This is a genomic window from Chryseobacterium sp. JV558 (assembly GCF_033712365.1).
Taxonomy (GTDB): domain Bacteria; phylum Bacteroidota; class Bacteroidia; order Flavobacteriales; family Weeksellaceae; genus Chryseobacterium.
In genome coordinates, this window is record NZ_WJHU01000023.1 from 1 (window position 1) to 1,488 (window position 1,488).

General features: G+C 41.3%; 1 protein-coding gene. It reads right to left on the minus strand.

Annotated elements, in window-relative coordinates:
* The coding region (locus GFU89_RS23195; RefSeq protein WP_318849375.1) for an amino acid adenylation domain-containing protein at positions 1-1,472 on the minus strand (1,472 nt) is incomplete at its 3' end.
* Positions 1,473-1,488 lie beyond the last annotated feature (16 nt).

Here is a 1,488-nt window from a genome sequence, read left to right on the forward strand (position 1 = left end):
TTATCATGTATGCCTATTGGTTCAATACCTAATAATTCCTGCCAGATATCAACCAGAATCTTCTCTGTAGAAGTTTGTGGAGATACATATTCTTTCTTCTCATAAGCTCTCGCATCAGGCATTGGCAATGCCTTGCGATCTATCTTACCATTAACCGTTAAGGGAAGACTATCAAGGTGCATGTAAACTTTAGGCACCATATATTCAGGCAGCACTGCCTTTAAATGGTTCTTTAGGTCATCAATACCAAGGGTAGCCGCAGAGACATAATAAGCTACCAGCTGTTTCTCTGAAGCACCATCACCAACGGCAAGCACAACGGATTGCTGGATGCCTTCCATACGGTCCAATTCTGATTCGATCTCTCCCAGCTCGATACGGTAACCACGGATCTTTACCTGGTCATCGTTACGGCCAATGAATTCTATGTTACCATCAGCAAGCCATCTGGCCAAATCACCTGTCCTGTATAAACGATCTCCTTCTTTGAAAGGATGAGAGATGAATTTCTCTGCCGTTAACTCAGGACGGTTCAGGTAACCACGCGACAATTGCACACCGCCAAGAAATAATTCTCCGGCAACGCCCAGGGGAACCAGTTTTAAATCAGAATCAAAAATGTAGGCTTCTGTATTGGCTACTGGTTTTCCTATCGGAACTACATCTTCACCCTGATATACATTCAGATTAATTCTCGTGACATCGACTGCGGCTTCAGTTGGTCCATAGTAGTTGTAAAGATTGATCGATTCAAAATGTTTGGTGAACTCACGTTTTAATCCCAGCGGAAGAGCTTCCCCACTGCAAATAACATTCTTGAGGGAATTTAATTCATAGGCTTTTGCAAATTCTAAAAACACCGACAACATGGAAGGCACAAAGTGAACTAAATCAATACCATGTGTATTGATCACATCCACCAGGTAATCCGGTTTCTTATGACCGTCAGGAGTGGCTAAAACTAATTTACAACCGGTTATAAAAGGCATTAAGATTTCCCAGACAGACACATCAAAAACATAAGGCGTCTTTTGTAAAAGTACGCTTTGACTTGTGATCTGGATTTCTTCCTGCATCCATAAAAGACGGTTTAAAACTCCACCATGTATATTCATTACACCCTTAGGATTGCCTGTGGTTCCTGAAGTATAAATTACATAAATGAGTTGATCAGGTGTAATCTCAACACCTAAAGAGGTTTTGGGAAGGTTTTCCCATAGAGACGAATCTGTGTCTAATGAGATCGCTAAAAGCCCCTGGCTTAACTTAGACCGGTCTTTTAATAAAGATTTCTGGGTCAATACAAAACGCGCAGCACAATCTTCAAGGATAAAACCTATACGCGATTCAGGGTAGTCAGGATCTATTGGGATATAAGCACCACCACTCTTCAGAATGGCAAGTATCGAAATGATCATCTCCAAAGAGCGAACTACACAAATAGGAACTAATGTTTCTTTTGTAACGCCCAACGAGGTTAAATAATGG